Annotated in this window: 17 protein-coding genes; 2 read left to right on the top strand and 15 right to left on the bottom strand. The window is 49.7% G+C overall.

The features are described 5' to 3' along the window. Window positions 1–4 precede the first annotated feature (4 nt). The 5 genes from BN98_RS04335 to gltX are packed head-to-tail and all read right to left on the bottom strand — an operon-like array spanning window position 5 to window position 6,477. Window positions 5–1,564, bottom strand: a complete 1,560-nt coding sequence (locus tag BN98_RS04335; protein ID WP_019189553.1) for an ATP-binding cassette domain-containing protein — start codon at window positions 1,562–1,564, stop codon at window positions 5–7. 44 nt (window positions 1,565–1,608) lie between these two features. Next, entirely contained in the window at window positions 1,609–2,748 is a 1,140-nt protein-coding gene (locus tag BN98_RS04340; RefSeq protein WP_019189552.1) for a hypothetical protein, read from the bottom strand. Between the two features lie 4 nt (window positions 2,749–2,752). Further along, complete coding sequence (gene rlmB, locus BN98_RS04345) at window positions 2,753–3,520, bottom strand: 23S rRNA (guanosine(2251)-2'-O)-methyltransferase RlmB (RefSeq protein ID WP_019189551.1); 768 nt, start codon at window positions 3,518–3,520, stop codon at window positions 2,753–2,755. Window positions 3,521–3,528: 8 nt separating this feature from the next. Then, on the bottom strand, window positions 3,529–4,947 hold the full coding sequence (cysS, locus tag BN98_RS04350) for a cysteine--tRNA ligase (protein ID WP_019189550.1): 1,419 nt from the start codon (window positions 4,945–4,947) through the stop codon (window positions 3,529–3,531). A gap of 48 nt (window positions 4,948–4,995) precedes the next feature. Continuing rightward, complete coding sequence (gene gltX, locus BN98_RS04355) at window positions 4,996–6,477, bottom strand: glutamate--tRNA ligase (protein ID WP_019189549.1); 1,482 nt, start codon at window positions 6,475–6,477, stop codon at window positions 4,996–4,998. Window positions 6,478–6,655: 178 nt separating this feature from the next. Here gltX and BN98_RS04360 point away from each other — a divergent pair, with 178 nt between their 5' ends. Next, the gene (locus tag BN98_RS04360; RefSeq protein ID WP_019189548.1) at window positions 6,656–7,345 is read left to right on the top strand and encodes a LiaF transmembrane domain-containing protein; all 690 of its coding nucleotides are present in this window, start codon (window positions 6,656–6,658) and stop codon (window positions 7,343–7,345) included. 1 nt (window position 7,346) lies between these two features. Here BN98_RS04360 and BN98_RS04365 read toward each other — a convergent pair whose 3' ends face one another. The 5 genes from BN98_RS04365 to BN98_RS04385 all read right to left on the bottom strand — a co-directional run bounded on the left by BN98_RS04365 (window position 7,347) and on the right by BN98_RS04385 (window position 11,460). Continuing rightward, entirely contained in the window at window positions 7,347–8,570 is a 1,224-nt protein-coding gene (locus tag BN98_RS04365) for a CdaR family protein (RefSeq protein WP_019189547.1), read from the bottom strand. Next, window positions 8,551–9,603: a diadenylate cyclase CdaA gene (gene cdaA / locus BN98_RS04370; protein ID WP_019189546.1), complete on the bottom strand. Its 1,053-nt coding sequence runs from the start codon at window positions 9,601–9,603 to the stop codon at window positions 8,551–8,553. The genes BN98_RS04365 and cdaA overlap by 20 nt, the downstream gene beginning before the upstream one ends. A 161-nt stretch (window positions 9,604–9,764) precedes the next feature. Then, window positions 9,765–10,031 (bottom strand): HPr family phosphocarrier protein, encoded by a 267-nt coding sequence (locus BN98_RS04375; RefSeq protein ID WP_019189545.1) that lies wholly within the window; start codon window positions 10,029–10,031, stop codon window positions 9,765–9,767. A gap of 45 nt (window positions 10,032–10,076) precedes the next feature. Then, the gene (locus BN98_RS04380) at window positions 10,077–10,622 is read right to left on the bottom strand and encodes a rubrerythrin family protein (protein WP_019189544.1); all 546 of its coding nucleotides are present in this window, start codon (window positions 10,620–10,622) and stop codon (window positions 10,077–10,079) included. Window positions 10,623–10,983: 361 nt separating this feature from the next. Next, window positions 10,984–11,460, bottom strand: a complete 477-nt coding sequence (locus BN98_RS04385) for a ferritin (RefSeq protein ID WP_019189542.1) — start codon at window positions 11,458–11,460, stop codon at window positions 10,984–10,986. A gap of 242 nt (window positions 11,461–11,702) precedes the next feature. Between BN98_RS04385 and BN98_RS04390 the strand changes: the two genes are divergently transcribed. Then, window positions 11,703–13,124, top strand: coding sequence for a S41 family peptidase (locus BN98_RS04390; RefSeq protein ID WP_019189541.1), 1,422 nt, complete (start codon window positions 11,703–11,705; stop codon window positions 13,122–13,124). Window positions 13,125–13,192: 68 nt separating this feature from the next. On the opposite strand, the gene BN98_RS04395 is transcribed toward BN98_RS04390, so the two are convergent. From BN98_RS04395 to BN98_RS04415, 5 genes are all read right to left on the bottom strand, one after another. Then, window positions 13,193–14,359 carry a PIN/TRAM domain-containing protein gene (locus BN98_RS04395; protein WP_019189540.1) on the bottom strand — a complete coding sequence of 389 codons (1,167 nt, stop codon included), beginning with the start codon at window positions 14,357–14,359 and terminating at the stop codon, window positions 13,193–13,195. A gap of 3 nt (window positions 14,360–14,362) precedes the next feature. Further along, entirely contained in the window at window positions 14,363–14,878 is a 516-nt protein-coding gene (locus BN98_RS04400) for a CarD family transcriptional regulator (RefSeq protein WP_019189539.1), read from the bottom strand. 142 nt (window positions 14,879–15,020) lie between these two features. Further along, window positions 15,021–16,433 (bottom strand): DNA repair protein RadA, encoded by a 1,413-nt coding sequence (radA, locus tag BN98_RS04405; RefSeq protein ID WP_019189538.1) that lies wholly within the window; start codon window positions 16,431–16,433, stop codon window positions 15,021–15,023. Then, window positions 16,424–18,892, bottom strand: coding sequence for an ATP-dependent Clp protease ATP-binding subunit (locus BN98_RS04410; protein ID WP_019189537.1), 2,469 nt, complete (start codon window positions 18,890–18,892; stop codon window positions 16,424–16,426). Before BN98_RS04410 ends, radA begins: the two co-directional genes overlap by 10 nt. Beyond that, window positions 18,882–19,490: a UvrB/UvrC motif-containing protein gene (locus tag BN98_RS04415; protein ID WP_019189536.1), complete on the bottom strand. Its 609-nt coding sequence runs from the start codon at window positions 19,488–19,490 to the stop codon at window positions 18,882–18,884. Before BN98_RS04415 ends, BN98_RS04410 begins: the two co-directional genes overlap by 11 nt. Window positions 19,491–19,492 lie beyond the last annotated feature (2 nt).

The following is a 19,492-nucleotide window of genomic DNA, read 5'->3' on the forward strand; positions in this document are numbered from 1 at the left end:
CTACTCAAGATAAACGGATGATTTGATCGTATTGATCCAGGGCTGCCTCGCTTTCCTCATGGAAAAGCAAAATCTTTGTTTCCGGCAGACGCAGGATATTCGCACGAAGAGAAGCTGCCTTTTCCGGATCCAAATGCAGGAAGGGTTCGTCAAAAATTAAAATTTCGGGAGAATCGATTAGCGCACGGAGCAATCCGATGCGCTTTTTTTCTGTCTCGGTGAGAGTGATTTCGGAAAGATTTTTCTTTAAATCTGACGCCGAAAAGCCGAAACGCTCATACCATTGCTTCCATTCGTCCGGAGCAAGGGAGCGCCCCAATAAGATGTTCTCTTCAATGGTGTCGGGCAATAAATACGGTTCCGAAGGAATATAGCGCACCTTTTGTAAAAAGGTAGACTGGCGATACTCGCGCACATCATGACCGTCGAAGGTCACTAAGCCGGATCGGGGTTTAATGGCGCCAATCATCGCCTGCATCAATGTACTTTTACCGGAGCCCGACGGACCAATAATGGCCACGGCATTGCCGCGGCGAATGTTGCGGTTAAAGCGCCGAAAAAGTGGCTCCTCGCCTTCCTTCTCGCGGTCAATCGTCAGATCACGGAACGAAATCGTCTGCGTGCCACCGGTATAATCTTCTTTGTGTAAGGAAGAGCGATGCAAAAAGTTTTCAATTTTTTCCAGCAGCGGCGCTGCCTGATGCTGTTTATGGTATGCCGTTTCTACCTGGCGCAACAGCCGAAACACGCGATGGAAGAGCCAAATGGTATAGATCATGCCGCCTGGTGTCAGCTGTCCCCGCGCCGCAGCATAAGCGCAAAGAAAGAGACCGACCAATTGCGCAAGAACAAGAAGCATGCGCAGCACCATTTCCAAAAGATCAGAACCCAAAGCATTGGATAACTTGGCTTTCTCTTGCTTTTCTGCCTCCTGTTTTACGCGCTCATAAAAATGCTGATGCAAGCCTAGCATTTTAAAGCTGTCCAGACCGGCAAATAAATAGGTGAAATTATCGGTGTCTTCTGCGCCTGCCAATTTACGTGCCTGCAAGCGTGACAGCGCATACACGAATAAAGCGGTCAGCGCCGTCACACAGAGCAGACCGAAGGCCAATGGCAAACGGAATATTGCCAAAAACAGGAAAATCAAAGCAATGCCGCCTTCCGCAATTCTCTGATCCAGGCGCGGCTGCCAAACATTCTCTTGTAAAGCGTCCATTTCCGAAGTCAGCAGATACCGATAAAAAGCATCTGTTTCCTCGTGTTGCTCCGAAATTTCCAGCATACTCATGACCAATAAAATATTTTCTTTCATACCGATGACGAGGCGCGACAGAAAATGGCGGCGTGCTCGCAATTCCGTCAGTCCAAACACAAAACCGCCCAGCAGCAAAAGCAACAATCGCTGCGCAGTTTCCCACAGAACCGCCTGATTGCCGGCAACCAGATCGTCCACCAGCATACCGATGGTATGGGCTGCCAATATTTCCAAAAGAAGTAAAAGCAAACCGCATCCGCTGGTAATCCAATAGAACAGTCGATTCTTATCCCATATTTTTTGCATGTTACGCCTTTCCCCGCTCAACAAGTTTTTTCTGCGCTGCCGCCTTACGTCGTTTCCTCTTCTTCCATAAATGAGAGAAGTCGTAAAAATACGAGAGCGTCACGAACTCCGTCGGTCACCAGATGATTGCGATAAAAAAATTGATTCAGTTGATCTCGATCCACGCCGCGTCCCTTCCACGCCAGATAGGCCAGTTGCTGTACCTGACGATATTGAGCAAGCGTCATGTCCTGTTTTGTAGAAAGATCTTCAAACGTGGCTAACAATTGAAGGCTTAAATCATCCGGATCTGTTAAGAGACCCGGTTGTTCGTGCAGCATACCGAGTAGGGTCGTAAACAGCCATTCCGTCGCCGTTTCTACCCCTTCACGAGAGCCAAGCAACGGACGCCACAGAGGATCCGAACCATGAAACGCCTTCATAGACAACACCATATCCTCTAAGCGCACCTTTTGCTCGTAACAACACGCCAATAAGAGCGTTGGATACAGCAGAGTTGCAAAAAATCGCGGTATCTTACTTATATTTTGCAGCGCTTTTTCCAGCGGTCCGATGATAATGTGCAACTCTTGTGCCGACGAAATGCCGGAAAAATCCAAGGTGGCAAAACTGCGTTGCAAGAGTTCCAATCCTTGTAGGACGGAATAAAAATGAACACGCCCTTTGGCATCTTCCACCTGCATGAGCGCTGAGCCATAGCCGCGTTCTCTGCCAAATGGCAACAAAGCGGCTGTTAAAAAATAGCGCGAAAAACGCAGCGGACGGGATCCCATGCGACGATGCATAAATGCCAGCTGGTGCAACGCTTCTGACGAAAGCGGCGGGACGCAGGCATCCCCAAGCACCGTGGAAACACGCGATCCGTCCACCAAGACCAAATCCCAGGCATCCCCGAGCACATGATATTTTTTGGTGTTATTCAGATAACTGCGCACCACACTGCGGCTTTCTCGCACAGCCAGATAAAAAACAAGTCCCTCCGCATCCCGAGAGTGACGAAAATCCAAAACGGTGAGATCCCGTAACAGCTTAAAAAGCCCTACAACCACCAAGTAGTGGGCATCCGGCGTTTGACAAGCCATGCCGCGGGCATGAACGGCCAAACGAATTTCGACCGGATCGTGCAGAGGCACCTGAAAGGGCTGCCCCTGCAAAATGGGATCTGCCGTTAAAAGCGTCTTCATACGATTAATCCGCGGTCTTGTCGTTATCCGCCGCAACCGCTGTCAAGCGGCCGCGATACACCTCCGCCATGAGAACCGTCGCCGCGCAGGAAGCATTCAGACTGTCAATAGGACCGGTCATGGGAATGGACACCAGCACATCGCACTTTTTACGTGTCAGTTCTGCCAACCCCTTGCCCTCATTGCCGATGACTAAGCACACGCCACCGGAAAAATTGGTTTTCCAAAGCGTCTGTTTCGCCTCTCCGGCCGCGCCATAGACCCAAATATTTTCTTTCTTCAGGGCATCGATCGTTTGGTTCACATTGTTAATTTTGGCAATTTTTACATAGCTCGTGGCACCGGACGACACCTTTTGCACCACCGACGTCACCGTTGCAGCGCGCCGTTTCGGCAGCAATACGCCATCCGCACCAAAGCAAGCGGCGCTGCGGATGATGGCACCCACATTATGCGGATCCGTCAATTCATCCAAGAGCACCACAAAAGGAGCATGGCCTGCCGCCTTGGCAGAAGCTAAAATATCCTCCACACTGCTATAGGCAAAATCCGTGGCAAGCAACGCCACGCCCTGGTGATTGCCACCTTCCGTCATACGGTCCAATTTTGCCTGATCCACTTCAATCACGGGCAGTTTAGCATCGTGTGCCATTCCAACGATGCGATGCACCACGCCTTGCAATTTGCCCTTTTGGACATAGAGTTTTTCCGCTTCTTTTCCGCTTTTTAGTTGTTCCAACACCGCATTGCGGCCAAAAATATAGTCCGTCATCTCAGCTCCTACTCTCTGCTCCAGGTCACGCCCGTACGTGTATCCTTCAATTGAATGCCCTGCGCTGCCAATTCATCGCGAATGGCATCCGCTTTGGCAAAGTCCTTGGCCTTGCGCGCGGCTTCGCGTTCCGCAATGAGGGCTTCAATCTTTTCATCCAAATTATCCCGGTTGCTGTGATCCGCAATGCCGAGCACGTCCAACAGACTCGTCAGATGCTCATACACCGCCTGCACAGCTTCCTTCGCACTGTCCTCGTTTAAGGTGGCATTAGCCAATCGTACGATTTCATAGATGGCCGTTAACGCATCTGCGGTGTTGAGATCATCGGCCAAGGCATCAGTGAAGGCCGTTTGCTGCTCTTCCGTAAACGCCACAAGTTTCTTTTCCTCTTGCGACATATCGCCGGAGGCATTGTGTGCCAGCAATCTCTCCAGATTGTGCTTTCCGTTCATCAGACGTTCATAACCATTTTTTGTAGCTTCCATCACTTCACGTGAAAAGTTGATCGGCGAGCGATAGTGCGCTGATAACAGCCACAAACGCACCAAAATCAGATCATAGGAGGCTTCGATATCTTTCAGCATGAAGAAATTGCCCTTGGATTTGGACATCTTTTCATGCGAGCCGTCCGCAGCTGATACCGTAATCATCTCGTTATGCATCCAATAACGCGCAAAGGGATGGTCCGTTAAGGTTTCCGTCTGTGCAATTTCGTTTTCGTGATGCGGAAATTCGAGATCGCTGCCGCCGGCATGAATATCAATGGTTTCGCCCAAAAGGGATTTGGACATCGTAGAGCATTCAATATGCCATCCCGGTCTGCCCGCCCCCCAAGGGCTCGGCCACGCCGGCTCCGACGCTTCCTTTTGCTTTTTCCACAGGGCAAAATCCAGCGGGTTACGTTTGGCTTCATTCACGCGAATGCGTGCTCCCGCTTGCAGGTCGTCGATTTTTTTACCGGACAATTTTCCGTAATCCTTGGCCTTCGACACATCAAAGTACACGGCATCTGCCGCATCATAGGCCGCTCCCTTATCGATGAGTCCCTGTACAAACGTGATAATGGGTTCAATCATTTCCGTCGCTCGCGGGTGAATGGTTTCCGATTCCAAAAGATTGAGCGATGCCGCATTCTTTTCAAACGCAGCAATGTACTTTGCGGTGATGTCCGTAAACGGTACGCCTTCGACATTGGCACGGTTGATGATTTTATCATCGATATCGGTAAAATTGACGACATACTGCACATCATAGCCCTGCCAGCGCAGAAAACGGTGCAGCGTATCGAACACGACCAACGGACGGGCGTTTCCGATATGGATGAAGTCATATACGGTCGGGCCACACACATACATGCGGACCTTCCCCTCCTCCAATGGCAAAAAATCTTCTTTACGACGCGTTAATGTATTATAAATTTTCATGCTTTATCCTTTCCCGAAAGCGCCTTTCATCCCGAAGGCGCCTTTCGGTTATTTTGCAAATTTTTTGGCGACTTCCAAGCGACGCAGCACTTCGTCCTTTCCTAAAATGAGCAGCGTTTTACCAAAATCGGGTCCCGACGTCGAGCCGACCACTGCCGCACGGATAGGAAACCACAGCGCCTTTCCCTTAATACCTTTTTCTTTTTGAATTTCCTTTACTACACCGTTCGTAAACTCCGGCGTCAGAGCGTCTTGTGCTTTCACCTTTTCTGCCAAACAGCTGGCGAGCTCCTGTGCCTCCGATGTGGCAAGGGCTTCCTTCGCCTCGTCGTCATAGACGACATCCTTGGCCTCTACAAAAAGATGGCGCATGATATCCGGTACTTCCGCAAAATATTCGATGCGGTTCTGATAGAGTTCCGCCGCCAAGCGCAGGCGTTCTTCATCTGTGGAGGCATCCACAAGTCCGGCTCGTTCAAGGAACGGTCGCATTGCTTCCACAACCTTTTCGACCGGTAATTTTTTAATGTATTCCCCGTTCATCCAATTGAGCTTTTTAATATCAAAAATACCGCCCGTTGAGGATATGCGGTCAAAGTCAAATGCCTTGATAAGTTCCTCGCGCGAGAGAATTTCTTCATTCCCCTTCGGCGACCAGCCTAAGAGGGCGATATAGTTGATCAAGGCCTCCGGTAAATAGCCCTTTTCAATGTATTGCTCAACGGCGGCATCACCATTGCGCTTGGACAGCTTCTTATGATCTTCACCGAGAACGGTCGGCAGATGCACATACATCGGTTGCTCCCAGCCGAAGTTTTGGTACAGGAGCACATGCTTCGGTGTGGAAGAAATCCACTCCTCCCCGCGGACAATGTGCGTCACGCCCATCAAATGGTCATCCACCACAACGGCAAAATGATAGGTCGGATAGCCGTCCGATTTGATCAGTACCTGATCATCCAGTTCATCCGTATTGAAAGTAATGTCGCCTTTAATGGCGTCATGGAACGTCACATTGGTATCACGAGGCAGCTTCATGCGAATCACGTATTCTTCTCCCGCCTCCAAATGGCGCTTCACCTCTTCCGGGGATAAGTTGCGGCAATGCCCGTCATAGCGAGGCGTTTCACCGCGGGATTTCATTGCATCGCGCACCTCATCCAAGCGTTCCTTGGTGCAGAAACAGTAGTATGCCTGTCCCTGATGAATGAGTTGCTCCGCATAGTGACGATAGAGCCCCTGCTCATGGCGATGGGATTGAATGTAGGGCCCGTTTTCCCCTTTTTCGGTGATGGATGCACCGCCGAGTACCGGGCCTTCATCGTTTTCAAGGCCTGCCCATTGCAAAACGCGCAGCAAGTTTTCAAGCGCATCCGGCACATAACGTGTTCGGTCGGTATCTTCAATACGCAAAATGAAGTGCCCTCCGTGATGACGTGCATAAAGATAATTGAAAAGCGCTGTGCGCAGTCCTCCAATATGCAGATAGCCCGTGGGGCTAGGTGCAAAACGTAATTTTACCTGAGTCATGAAGTCCTCCTGGTTTTCATCGTCTGGCGATGCTTCCTTTAGGGATTTTCCATCCCCTTCACATTCCTTACAAATAAACTTTTTATGCTGAAAATAGCCCTTAAGATTGCAGTTTCTCGGGCTACGCTGTTCCTTATGGACGAATCCTTTGGATTAGTCTGAACCGGAAAGGATTGTTATGATCATTGGAATTATGCTCCTTGGCATTGGCGTGTGCATCGTGCTAGCACAGCTATTCGGCTGGGATTTCATGAATTTGCTCTTTACCTATTGGCCGTGTCTGCTCATTATTTACGGTGGCATTCGCCTTTTTACCAGAAAACATTCCCAAAACTTCTCCAGTTTTTTGATTGCCTTGGGCGCACTGGTACAGGCGTCAAAACTCAACTGGATTCGCGGCAGCCTGATCTGGATCCTAATCGGCATTGTCTTGATTCTCATAGGGCTGCGTATGATTGTGGAACGCTATCAGAAGAGAAAAGAATGGTCCTCTTCCGCTTCCATTTCAGGCGACGCCGATAATCACGGCGCGCAGTACTTTGAAGAGCGTGATATGATCAATGACCGTTTCCTCTTTGACAAAACCGTGCGTGTGTATCGCTCGGATTCCTTCTCTGGCGGCGATATTGATGTTCTGTTTTCTACCGTCACGATCAATCTCAAAAACGTGCTGCCACTTGATAAAGAAGTCCGTATCAGTTGCGGTATTCAATTTGGCGAACTCACCCTTGAGGTGCCTGCAGATTGGCACGTGATTGTAAACGGCAAACACTACTATTCCTCTGAAGAGGCCCGCCAAACCATTGACGCGGCAACAACGTTGCTTGTTGATAGCGAGACCTTTGCCGGCACACTGAAAATCATCTGAGTCAGCGATTATCCGCAACGACGTTCATCAACAATTGATTAGGGCTGTATTCCTTCAAGAGAATATCCTCGTTGGGAAGCTTCACCTCCAGGGGAAGAACACGCAACCCATTCTCTACGCCCCTTAAATCGGCGCTCACCAGAAAATCCGACGCATGAAGGCCATCCAGCACCATCTTATAGCCTTCCAATTTCAACTGAATCTCTTTCACATCTCCCGCCGGTTGCGCTTTACGCGCACCGGCGTTTTTTGATTGTATGGCATCTACACTGATCTTCATCACACGTTCTTCAAGAACATCCAGCGTGATCTGCGCCTTGTAGGTCAGCTTATCATTGACCGGCGTAACGCCTTCCGGATAACTGAGCGTCACCGGGTACAGGCCGTCTTTGGTGATGGTTTTCATATCCAGCGGCTGTGTTTTAATCACCGTCACTTTATCGATGTCGGCCGCTTTGCCCATCACGAGTACCGTGTTTGGCGTCACGCTCGATTGACTGATCCGTATCTTTCCCGCGTTATCTTTGGACGGTGCCCATTGCAGCTGAACGGGTACTTCTTTTTGCTTGGCAATGCTTGCCGCCACATTAACGGAGGAAAGTGAAAGCTCCACCCCCTCCACGACATTCCCGCTTTCATCCACGGGATGCACCTGCAGATTGGCCGAGGTGTCGGCCGTCAATCCACTCAGGTTCAGCGTCACAAGGATGTTTGCCACTTTCTCGACATAGGAACGCGGACCCGTCACCTGTACGGTCTGCGGCGTTGCTGCCACGCCGCGCAAGACAAAGTTATCTGCCAGCGATCCGCTCTCACGCACCACCACATTGCGGCTCTTGGTCACAACTCTTTCCACATGCACTTGTACTTGGCTACTGGACATTTCATTGATAAACACATTGGCGGGTGCATTGTAATGAATAGGAACGGACTGCACGCCTTCTTTCAGCGCCCCGACATCCACCGTAGCTATGACATAATTGCGGTCCAAACTCCCCAAATCATTACGCTTGCCCATGATGCGCATGGATACCTGTCGGATTTCCATTTCTGTGATTTTCAGTCCCTTTTCTTCCAACACATCCTGATTGATCGCACGAATTGGAATATCGGACAGTGTTGTGGATTGCGTCGGGTTAACTCCCGCCGTAATGTAGCTCCACATTAAAATCCCGATGATGAGCGAGGTCACTTTCCACTGCCAATTATGCTTGAGGAGTTTCATGGTGTCCTCCTTCCTGCTCGTTACGCACGTGTCTGTCACTCTTTTGTTTCGACTTTTCATCTGTTGCAATGTCGTCGTTTACTTCCAAGCGATTCTCACCACTCTCGTTGGTGTCAGTGTCCTCTGCCGCATTCGCTTCGGTTGATGCATTGTTGCTTTCCGAATCCGCTTGCCCATTCTCATTTTTTGAGCGCGTAAAAAAGGCTACCAAACGATTAATACCGGTCCGATGCGATTCTTCCAGTTCATCTTCATAAAAGGCTGTCAGACTTTCACGCAACGTCGTCTCATCCATGTGACGCGATATCACGCCGTTGGAACAGATGGAAATAGTGCCTGTCTCTTCGGAAACTACTACAATCAACGCATCCGAGCGTTCGGATATGCCCAATGCCGCACGATGCCGTGTGCCCAGATCCTTGTCCAGATTGCGATTCTGCGTTAACGGCAAAAACGCACCCGCTGCTAAGACACGGTCGCCGCGAATCACTACAGCCCCGTCGTGCAACGGTGTATTCGGTATGAAAATATTAATCAATAATTCAGCCGTCACCAAGGCATCTACCTCCGTGCCGGATTCTGCAATCTCCTTAAGACCGGTACTGCCCTCCAGTACAATCAAAGCACCAATTTTCTGTCGCGAAAGGGAGGTCGCCGCGCGTACAATTTCCTCTACGCGTCCGGCACTTTCGGTTTGATTGTTTCCGCTGTTGACCAGACTACTGAGCCAGCCCTGCGACCGCCCCAAGCGTTCAAATGCACGACGAATCTCCGGTTGAAACACAACGATGGCTAAAATAAAACCGGCTGTCATAATATTCGACAGCAACCAATTGACCGTATAGAGTTTTAAACCGTCGCTGAGCTGGGCAAAAACCAATATAACAATGAATCCCTTGATCAGTTGCTCCGCACGGGTTTCACGAACCAAAAGAATCAGATAATACACGATGACAGCAATCACTAGAATGTCGATTAGATCCGTGACGGAAAAGGTCACGAGAAGTTCGCGCAGATTTCGAAAATAGTTCATGATCCCTCCTCTCTCGTCCTTTATTTTAACACATGCCCCGCCTGCAAACACAGACGACGGACTTTTCCCTGTCGAGACGCAAAAAGAAAGCTGCGCCGTTGTTACGGCAGCAGCCTTCTCTTTCTCTTGTTATTCTTTTCCAAAAACGATCCGAACGCTGATTAAAGACGCGTCATACCCTGCTCCAGATACACCAGCAAAGTTTCCAGGGCTTCTTCCTCATCCGGCCCGTCGGTACGGAGAATGAATTTCGCGCCCTTACCGGCGCCCATGCTGAGTACACTCATAATGGACTTACCGTTATACACTTTGTGATCACGCTCCAAATACACATCCGAAACAAACTTCTTTGCTGTCTGAATAAAGTTGGCAGCCGGGCGTCCCATTAGCCCGATTTCGCTATCCAATATTATTTTTTTCTCGACCATGGGTTCTCCCCGCCTTCATCGTACGTTCTTCATCGGACTCCTGTTCTAGTAAGCGATGAACTTAGAAGCGGCACAGCCGCAAATCGGACAATTTTCTTCGTTGGACAAAGCTACAAAACCGCATATCGGGCACAGATAGACCGAATCTTCGACTGCCAGGTCCTTACCCTGTTCTACGGCATCTTTTGCTACGCCGAACATCTTGGCATGTACCTTTTCCGCCTCTACCGCAAAGTGCATCGCACGTACTGCCGCTTTTTCTTCTTGCATTTCAGCAATAGCGATATACGCAGGATACATCTCGGTAAATTCAAATGTTTCACCATCAATGGCGCCTTGCAAATTCTCTACGGTTTTTCCGATGCCAAAGCCGCCGCGGCTTGAAACATCAAAGTCCCCGCCAACGTCTTTTAACGCCTTATAATGCAGGCCTGCATGAATCTGCTCTGCATGAGCCGTCGCATCAAACAAACGCTTCACATTGGGGAAGCCCTCTTTTTCGGCCACCTCACCCCAAATATTGTAACGATTGCGTGCCATCGATTCGCCGCCAAACGCGGAACGTAAATTTGCTTGTGTCATTTGATGCATAACCATACCTCCTCTTTGGATCTTCCGGTCCTTCTCCATTTGGAAGATTTTCGTCCGCCGTTACGATACGAGTATGCAAAAGTCTACACGTTTTCCGTGTAAAACGCTTCCGCATTCTTTCGCGTCGCGCTAGCAGGATAGGTTTTCCACGTAATCCCACATTACGTATTACGGAAACTACTATTATAGTACGAGAAAAATCTGGAAAAGTAAAGGGAAAGTGCAATCGTTTCCCTTCTCCTCTTCCGATCGATTTTCCTCGTTCCTACCGATAAAAAAGGAGAGCCAATGGCTCTCCTTCTCCGGATTGCCCTTCATTGACGGTCTCCGCCATGAGAGGTATCCCGTCTTTTATCATAAATTAACGCTTGCTCAGATAATGATCGATCTGATAGAGTGCGCCCCAGTTCGAGCCGGCACGCTCCAGCTGTGTAACCAGAGTGTTGAAGTTATCTTCTTCTTCCACTTGTTCATCCACATACCACTGCAGCATAGATTCTGCCGGCTTATAGTCTTCTTTTCTGGCCAAATCGACCAACTTATAGATGTTTTCCGTCACTTGCTTCTCATGCGCTAACGCTTTCTTGAACACATCCAGCAAACTGTCAAATTTTCCGTCGCCAGGATCCAACGGACGATATTTGACGGCATAACCGACCTCCTGCAGGAATCCGATCATTTTCTCGGCATGTTCGATCTCTTCCTTGGCCTGTAGATCCATAAAGTGCTTCATGCCTGCCATGTCCTGATCTGCCATATAGGATGACATGGTAAGATAGACATACGCGGATTCCAATTCAAAGTTAGCTTGTTCATTGATCGCATCTAAAATTTTCATCTGTTTCCTCCTCATTAACTATTATTTGCGACCTTATCCGATCGCCTTATTTTATGTGTACCCTACCTTGTAATTCGTTAACAGTTTAAAACAAAAGGAAGTCCGCTTACGTAATGCCTTTCCTCCCTGTTGAAATTCTCCTGAGAATACTCTGCCATGCCTTCCTGAAGCCCCGTTCCAAATCTGATAAAATAATGTATCCGAAGCGATACATTTCGGAGAAAAATTTTGGCGGAGGTAATATGCGTCGGAAACATCTCAAAAAATCGCCGTTGGAAAAACGGCTTCATGATAGTCAGCGTCGCCACGATCGTAAGCAGGTGATAAAACGCAATCAAAAGCGCAAGCGTCGTCGCCATTGCTTGGTATTTGTCGTGCTCTTGCTACTGTTGGCAGCTGCCGGATATGGCATTTGGACCTTCGTGCGCCGTGAATTTTTGGCTGCACAGCTGGACGCCATTCCGGAAATACGTGAACGTGCCAATCACGCTGTTTTAGGCGATGTGCTGCCTTCAGATACGGAGGGGCGTGCCCTGTCACGCGCAGAAAAAACAGCCGATGCCAAACAATTACAGCAATTGCTGCAATATATGCCAAAGCACAGTCAAGTACAGGATAGTACCGCTGTGGAATCCTCGCTGGAAACGATGGTGAAAAAAGCTGGTGATACCCATTCGGATATGGAGTTTTTCGATGTGTTGCAACAAATGGTACAGATTGCGGCGCCTTCCTCACATATGGCCGACAGCAATACCTATGAACGCCTGGCTCGAAATTTGGGAAGTGGCTTTTATGCCACCGATTCTCCCTATGCCAAAGCCGTAGGATCGGAGCGGGTGAAGGATCGCTATGAAAAGCTGCGAACGGAAGTTACGCAAAGACAACCGGCAGAAACGAAGCCAAGCACTTCAAGTGCCGAGACATCGCTAGCCTACACGCTACCCAAAATGAGTGTCGATGCCGCAACAGACACAGCCATTCTTTCCGGCTTTACCTTTGAAGACGGCGCCTATCGCCAGCAAAAGGCCGCCCTGAAAAAGTTGCTGCAAGAAGCCTGCAGCCATAAAAAGATTCTGTTTGATTTGCGCCATACGGACGGCTTTTCTGTGGAATATTGGACGGAGGGGCTTTTGCCCTATCTGATCACGTCCACTTATGGCGTGCAGACCCGTCTCTTTTTCCCGGATGGGTTTGACGATTATGTCGATTATCTATCCGTCAAAGAGCGTATGGAGAGCTTTGATCTGGAGGATGCCCGCCAAAAAACGGAGGGGCTGAAGAGTGCCGAGGCGCAAAAGGCGGTGCAGGGCATGGCTTACGCGAAGACACTCATCGTCAGCGCTAAGGGAGCGTCGGAAACGCTGGCGCCGGCAAAACTCGCCTTACTGGTGGATCAAACCACAGGCGGCGCCGCAGAAACCTTCGCGGACTTTTGTCGCCGCCTTGAAAATGTACGTGTCTTCGGCAGTAAAACCGCCGGCACGGCATGGAAGCTGCCGGCTTTTCCTGTTGCGTTGACGCATTCCGGTTATATTGCGCTGTTGGATGCCTCCATTGCTCTGGTACCGGATAGCGATGCGTTGCAGTCCTCTGCACGGGTCCAACCGGATACACTTCTTGCTTCTGACGATCCCATTGCTGAGGTTCTTCGCAGATTTCAATAATTTCCCATAAAAAATCCGCCGCCCTGTCGGGCGGCGGTTGTGGTTTCCCACGCATAATAACAGATAAATTACTCCGGGATTCGTGTAAAAATCATTTTTCCGGCTGAGGTTTGTAACACCGAGGTAACGATGGTATCCACGGTTTGTCCAATCGCATCGCGTCCGTTTTCCACGACGATCATGGTGCCATCTTCCAAATAGCCCAGGCCCTGTGCCGGCTCCTTACCATGCTTAATAACGCTTACCGTCATGTGTTCACCGGGAATCACAATCGGCTTTAACGCATTCGCCAAATCATTCACATTTAACACAGGAATATTTTGTACCGTGGCTACTTTATTCAAGTTGAAGTCATTCGTTACCAAACGGCCATCGTATTGCTGTGTGAGCACCAATAACTTGGAATCCACTTCCTTGGGTTTTGAAATCTCACGATTGTCAATGATAATCTCCTGTGCGGAATGGGTTTGCATTTCGTGGATGTGATCCAGGCCTTTGCGTCCCCGTTCTCGCCGCAACGGATCCGACGAATCCGAGATGTGCTGTAATTCTTCAAGCACATAGTGCGAAACAACAATCGTTCCTTCCAAAAAGCCGGCACGCATAACCTCAAAAATACGTCCATCAATGATCACTGACGTATCCAAGATCTTCGGGCACGCGATAGGAGGCTCAAACTCCTCTTCGTCGCCTTCCAGTTCCGTTGTTTTGGCTAAAAATTTCTTTTTCTTCTTGTTTTCCGCGCGTTTTTCCCGATCTGCCTCGGAGCGCGTCAAGGCGTTGCGTAGCTGTTGCACAACACTCATGATGTCTTCGTGGTACATCATCTCCAAACGAATGCCCAATAGGCCCATCACTGCATAAATCATCACAGCAATGATCACGCCGATGGCATTTCCCACTTGGCTGATGCTCAACTGCAGAACCGGTGTGCTGATAATACTGGCAATGATAAGCCCCACAATCAAACCGATGGTGCGAAACAGGACCTCACTGAGAGATACTTCGCGAATCTGCTTAATCACCGACTCTACAAAGTTCCTCATAAAGAACGCGAAGCGATCTGCCATAGCGAAAAGCAAGCCGAATCCGATGCCTGCCCCAACGATATAGCACATTATGCGCTCTATTTTGCCCAGTCCGCCGATCAAGTCTGATGTGATGAGCATATGTGCCAGCACAGCCCCTAGCGCGGCGCCGATTAAGCCCAATACGGCCCGCATAAATTGTTTCAAAGGCTACTCCTCTTCTCCGCCTTCCGGCGCTTCATTTTCATCCAGAGTAATGGCTTCATCAATCATATCTCTGGCTTCCTCTACCGATAACGAGCCTACAATAATCAGCTCCGAAATCAGCATCTTCTTCGTCTTGCCCAACATCTTTTTTTCCGAAGTGGAAAGCCCCTTTTCCATATCTCGAATCTGCAGATTACGCACGATATCCGCCATTTCAAAAGGATCTCCGGTCTTCAGATTTTCCAAATTCTCACGGTAACGTTGGCTCCAATTATCCGACATTTTGGTCGAATCTTGGCGTAAAATCTCCATCACTTTTAGTCCGTCTTCCCGGCTCATCACCGGACGGATGCCGATTTTTTCCATCTGATCTACGGGAATGGAAATACGAATGTTGGAGATAGGCATTTGCAGAATAAAAAATTCCCTTTCCATGCCCAACAACTCTTTCGTTTCCTTATCGACGATGGTTCCGGCACCCTGCATCGGGTATACGACACGATCTCCGATCTTATACATGGCTACACCCCCTTATCACAATTATAACTGAAAACAAGGCGAAAAGGGACACCATAAGAGAAAAATTTATTATAATATCGAAGTCTATAGAACTTGTCAAGTGGTTTTCCTGCCGTAAGGACAGGAATTGACGCGCTCGACGTCAGCCTCGCATTTCATGGCGCGAGAGTTTAATGGCACGGATGACGTCGGCTAGTGTTTTCGCACAGCAAATCTGCAGTTTAATCTCCTTCTTAAGACGTTGTGCGAGTGTGCGATGTTCCTCTGCCACGAAAGCACGTTGAAAGCCCAAGCGATCCAATTCACGCAAGCGTCGTTCCATTTCCGTGGCTCGTTTTAATTCTCCCGTTAATCCCACTTCTGCGCAAAATGCGTCCTTACCGTCCAAAGGAAAATCCTCCGTGGCTGAAGCAATCGCAGCAAGTATGGCTAAATCGCAGATTTTTTCGCGTATTAACAGGCCTCCCGTCGCCTTAAGCACCACGCTCATTTCCTGCAGACGATAACCTGCGCGCTGAGAAAGAATGGACACTAACGTATTCAAATCATCGCGCCGCAAGGAATCCCCAATGCGTGTCGGATAGGCTTCATGCGACGGTGAAACCAAGGCTTCGATTTCAATAGGAATGAGGCGCGATCCCTCTTTCTGCAAGGCCACTGCAGAGCCGGCAATCGGCTTGTCTCGCCGTGTCAAAAACAGATCATAGGGATTGGTAACATCTGTCAGCCCTTCCGCGCCCATTTGAAACAGCCCCACTTCATCCGTATAGCCGAAGCGATTCTTTGTGGAGCGCAACAGACGCAGTGCATCCGAATATCCGCTTTCCAGATAGAGCACGGTATCCACCTGATGCTCCAGGGTTCGTAAGCCCGCCATGGTCTCGTCCTTCGTGACATGGCCTACGACAAAGGCTGCCATGGGATGTTCTCCCTGCTTACAGGTTTCCACGATGGCTGCCGTGCATTGGACGGTCTGCGTTGGCGTGCCGGGACGTTGGGGATATTCCGCCAAAGCCATCGTCTGAATGCTGTCCACGATGAAAATGGCCGGTTGGAGCCTTCGACACTCTTCCAGCACGGCATCCATCGAATTCGTTGACAGGATGAAGATGTCCTCTTCCCCCTTTTGCGCCGGCTGTAGAATACGTTCCGCCCGCATGCGAATCTGCGAGGCGCTCTCCTCTCCCGACGCATAGAGAATGCGAACGCCACGCGCCGCCAGCTTTCCCGCCAACTGTAAGAGCAGTGTGGATTTTCCTGCTCCCGGCTTAGCCGTGAGCATGGTCACCGCATCCGGCACCAAGCCACCTCCGAGCACGCGATTCAGCTCGGGAATACCCGTGTCCGTACGATCTGCCCGAGACAGAGGCACCTCCGGCAACGGCATTGCCTTCTCTGTTACCGTATGCAGCATCTGGTTGCTTGCCGCACTCTTTGCCGTATTAACTTGTATTTCCTCCATCGTACCCCAGGAATCACAGGACGGACATTTGCCCGTCCACCCTGTCGCGATGAAGCCGCACGCACTGCATTGATAGCGAGTTTTTATTGCCATGACACCTCCGACGTTTCCACTTCTGCCTTTGTTTCTACTTTAGCAGGTATTGTGTCTCGCAGTGTCCCATCTTTCGAAGGTGATACGACAATGGCGTTTTTCTCTAAGTGCAGCACATAGTAGCCGCCCTTTTGGAGTTCGCCGGAGAGCATTTTCTCCGCCAGCGTGTCTTCAATCTTCGTGCGGATGGAGCGTTCCAACGGACGCGCTCCGAATTCCGGCTGATACGAAATCTGTGTCAAGTGACGCAAGACCGGATCCGTATAGGAGATGTGATAGCCCAGGCTTTCCACGCGTTCCATCAATGCATCCATCAACAGTGCCGAAATATGCAGAATGCTCTTTTCGCTCAAGCGATGGAACACAATAATGTCATCAATGCGATTCAAAAACTCCGGGCGGAAGGTGTGCTTTAATTCTTCATGCACCACGTCCTTCATGCGCTCATACTCGTCCATCTCCACGCTTTCTTCGATGCCGAATCCAAAACGCTTCTCTGTGGCTATCTGTGAGGCTCCCACGTTGGAGGTCATAATGATCACGGTATTGCGGAAATCCACCAGTCGTCCCTGACTGTCGGTTAAACGGCCATCATCCAAGATTTGCAAAAGCAAATTGAATACATCCGGATGCGCCTTCTCAATTTCATCAAAGAGCAGCACAGAGTATGGCTTCTTGCGTACCATTTCTGTCAGCTGGCCGCCTTCTTCGTAGCCCACATAGCCCGGCGCCGCACCAACCAACCGTGAAACGGAATACTTCTCCATATATTCCGACATATCAATGCGTATCATATTCTCTTCCGAGCCGAAAAGTTGTGCGGCAATTTCCTTGGCAAGGTATGTTTTCCCGACGCCCGTCGGTCCTACGAAAATAAAGGAACCGATGGGGCGATTGGCTACTTTCAAACCGACACGGGCGCGTTTCAAAGCGGAGGAAACCGTCTCAACCGCATGGTCTTGCCCGATGACTTTTTCCTTTAAGTGTTCATCCAAATGCAAGTATTTATCGGCTTCGCGTTCCGTCATACGCGTAACCGGCACGCCGGCCCATTGCGAAACAATCGTCGCTATTTGATCAAAGCCGATGATCGGCCATTGCTCTTCGGAATCACTTTTGCTTTTCTGATAGGCTTCGAACTCTTCTTCCATTTTGGCCAAAACGTCCCGTAAGCGCGCCGCTTCTTCAAAATTCTGCGTCAACGCTGCCTTTTGTTTTTCCTCTTCCAAACGGTCATGTTCGCGGCGATAGTCCAGTTCTTTTTCCGGAATGTGAAAGGCGTCCACATGCACGCGCGCCAACGCTTCATCGATAACATCAATGGCCTTATCCGGTAAGAAGCGGTCCGTCAGATAGCGATCCGTTAATTCGGTTGCGGCATCAATGGCTTCATCGGAAATGTGCACACGATGAAATTCTTCATAGCGCGGACGCAAACCGCGAATAATTTCTTTGGACTCCTCGCGGCTCGGTTCTTCCACCGCCACCGGTTGGAAACGACGCTCCAAGGCCGCATCTTTTTCAATGCGTTTGTGATATTCATCGATAGTCGTTGCCCCAATAATCTGCAACGCTCCCTTCGAGAGTGCCGGTTTTAAAATATTTGACGCATCCAGCGATCCCTCCGAGCTACCCGCACCGATAATCGTATGCAGTTCATCGATGAATACGATCGCATCTTTTCTCTCCATCAGTTCATCGATGGTATCGGAGAGGCGCTGCTCAAAATCGCCGCGATATTTCGTCCCGGCAACGAGCGTTGCCATATCAATGGAATAGACCACCTTATCGCGCATAATGTCCGGAATATTTCCGGAAACGATGCGCTGTGCCAAGCCTTCCGCAATGGCGGTCTTCCCGACGCCCGGCTCGCCAATTAAAACCGGATTATTCTTGGTGCGACGCGAAAGAATCTGAATCACACGATTGATTTCGCGATCGCGGCCTATGACCGGGTCAATTTTTCCATCTTTCGCCTCATCATTGAGATTGGTGCCGTATCGGCTCAAATTGGAATCCGTGTCTTCATTCTGGTTTTCGCGCATGGCGCCCACCAAATTCTGATAGATCGCACGTTTATCCACATCGGCAATGGTCAGCATAACCGAAGCCAGACCCGATTTATCGTTGAGAATGGCCAGAAGAACGTATTCCGCAAAGAGTTCCTTCTCGTTATTTTGATCCGCAATCTGTCTTGCCTGCAAAAGCAAGCGCCGTACGGCAGCACTCGTCTGCATGGTCGGATTTTCATTCGTTCCCGGCTCATTGTTGCTCAACACAATCTTTCGAAGCGTGCTGTAGTTCGTCCCAGCGCGCAGTAACGCCTGGGTCTCCACGCCGCCGGTCTTCAGCATCGCCAGCAAGACATGTTCGGTATCAATTTCTCCATGGCGGAAAGAATAGCTCTCTGCCGCCGCGACTTGTAATAATTGTTGGACGGAGGTCCTTTTAAACTCCATAAGGATCCTTCCTTTCTTCGTTCAATCGCAGTAGTGCATCGCCGATATCATTGAGTTCGTCCCGATAGGCGGCGCATTTTTCGTAGTCTTCTTCCTGTAAGGCTATTTGCATCTTCTGCACCAGCGCATTGCGGCGATTGCGCAGCTGTTTTCTTTGTTTCGCGAAAGCTAAATCACGCGCACTGGTCGCGGTTTTCTCTTCCTTGGTTTCTATAGTTTCCTTGCTATCCATTGGCATGAATAACTGCCGGAAGGGATTCAACTGACTCGTTCCCTCGCCACTATCCTCGTCATCGGCATCTTCCTCGGATTCCTCTGCTGCATCGGCAGCGTCCTCCATCGGAGGCACATTCGGCATATCGGATTGCAGAAATGAGACCTCCATGCCCGGCATGAATCCGCCTTCCTGCGCCTTTTCCAACATGGAACGAATCTGGTCGGTCAATTCTTTGCCGCCCCATTCTTTCGGAAGTTGCCCCATCATCTCGGCCAATTTTTTCTGGTAGCAAGAGGAGCACATGCGCACCTTTTGCGCTTTTCCATTAATGAAAACGACAATTTCCACATTGGCGTCGTTATCACAAAAATCACACTTCATTT

This window comes from Levyella massiliensis, from assembly GCF_000308275.2.
Classification (GTDB): domain Bacteria; phylum Bacillota; class Clostridia; order Tissierellales; family Peptoniphilaceae; genus Murdochiella; species Murdochiella massiliensis_A.

What these genes read in the sequence shown, in the direction of transcription:
- BN98_RS04380 (WP_019189544.1), bottom strand. Translation starts at nt 10,622, where the DNA reads ATGCATCAAATGACACAAGCAAATTTACGTTCCGCGTTTGGCGGCGAA.
- cdaA (WP_019189546.1), bottom strand. Translation starts at nt 9,603, where the DNA reads ATGAACTATTTTCGAAATCTGCGCGAACTTCTCGTGACCTTTTCCGTC.
- BN98_RS04410 (WP_019189537.1), bottom strand. Translation starts at nt 18,892, where the DNA reads ATGGAGTTTAAAAGGACCTCCGTCCAACAATTATTACAAGTCGCGGCG.
- BN98_RS04390 (WP_019189541.1), top strand. Translation starts at nt 11,703, where the DNA reads ATGCGTCGGAAACATCTCAAAAAATCGCCGTTGGAAAAACGGCTTCAT.
- BN98_RS04340 (WP_019189552.1), bottom strand. Translation starts at nt 2,748, where the DNA reads ATGAAGACGCTTTTAACGGCAGATCCCATTTTGCAGGGGCAGCCCTTT.
- gltX (WP_019189549.1), bottom strand. Translation starts at nt 6,477, where the DNA reads ATGACTCAGGTAAAATTACGTTTTGCACCTAGCCCCACGGGCTATCTG.
- rlmB (WP_019189551.1), bottom strand. Translation starts at nt 3,520, where the DNA reads ATGACGGACTATATTTTTGGCCGCAATGCGGTGTTGGAACAACTAAAA.
- BN98_RS04360 (WP_019189548.1), top strand. Translation starts at nt 6,656, where the DNA reads ATGATCATTGGAATTATGCTCCTTGGCATTGGCGTGTGCATCGTGCTA.
- cysS (WP_019189550.1), bottom strand. Translation starts at nt 4,947, where the DNA reads ATGAAAATTTATAATACATTAACGCGTCGTAAAGAAGATTTTTTGCCA.
- radA (WP_019189538.1), bottom strand. Translation starts at nt 16,433, where the DNA reads ATGGCAATAAAAACTCGCTATCAATGCAGTGCGTGCGGCTTCATCGCG.
- BN98_RS04365 (WP_019189547.1), bottom strand. Translation starts at nt 8,570, where the DNA reads ATGAAACTCCTCAAGCATAATTGGCAGTGGAAAGTGACCTCGCTCATC.
- BN98_RS04385 (WP_019189542.1), bottom strand. Translation starts at nt 11,460, where the DNA reads ATGAAAATTTTAGATGCGATCAATGAACAAGCTAACTTTGAATTGGAA.
- BN98_RS04400 (WP_019189539.1), bottom strand. Translation starts at nt 14,878, where the DNA reads ATGTATAAGATCGGAGATCGTGTCGTATACCCGATGCAGGGTGCCGGA.
- BN98_RS04375 (WP_019189545.1), bottom strand. Translation starts at nt 10,031, where the DNA reads ATGGTCGAGAAAAAAATAATATTGGATAGCGAAATCGGGCTAATGGGA.
- BN98_RS04415 (WP_019189536.1), bottom strand. Translation starts at nt 19,490, where the DNA reads ATGAAGTGTGATTTTTGTGATAACGACGCCAATGTGGAAATTGTCGTT.
- BN98_RS04335 (WP_019189553.1), bottom strand. Translation starts at nt 1,564, where the DNA reads ATGCAAAAAATATGGGATAAGAATCGACTGTTCTATTGGATTACCAGC.